Source organism: Flavonifractor sp. An306 (assembly GCF_002159455.1).
Lineage (GTDB): Bacteria > Bacillota > Clostridia > Oscillospirales > Oscillospiraceae > Flavonifractor.
Map to the genome: position 1 here is coordinate 1 of NZ_NFIQ01000264.1, position 564 is coordinate 564.

Consider the following 564-nt stretch of genomic DNA (forward strand, 5'->3'; position numbering starts at 1 on the left):
TATCTGCATGATTATATGCCCGCTATACGAGGCCTATCCGATAAGACGATAGAAACTTATAAGCAGTCGCTTAAAACATACTTACGGTTCCTGCGGGAAGAAAAAGGCCTTGAAGATGAGGACGTTAGCTTCGAGGCATTTGCTCGTGATAACGTGAAAGAGTTTGTTGTATGGCTGAAGGGACAAGGGGCCTCAGCCAGAACGGTAAATCTCAGGATCACATCCATCCGCTCCTTCTTAAAATACTGCGGACAAGAGGATTTCGAACTTCGGGGCATTTATGAATCTGTTTGCCAAATTCAAAAGCTAAAAGAAGAAAAACATCCCATTTTGTATCTTCAGCCAGAAGCAACAGCTGCTATTCTATCTGCATATGACGCAAAATCGAAAAAGCACCGACGAAACAGGATGATGCTCATACTCCTATATGACACGGGGGCCAGAGTACAAGAGCTCGCCGACCTTGATATAGAGTCCTTACATATTGATGCTCCCAATCCTTTTGTTACTATAATTGGAAAAGGGCGAAAAAGGCGAAATGTTCCTATCATGAAGAAGACAGTA

At 43.1% G+C, this 564-nt stretch carries 1 protein-coding gene; it reads left to right on the plus strand.

The window, feature by feature from the left end; all coding sequences use genetic code 11:
- Positions 1-564 (plus strand): site-specific integrase (locus tag B5F88_RS20045; protein WP_162612274.1); only part of this gene is annotated, 564 nt, incomplete at both ends.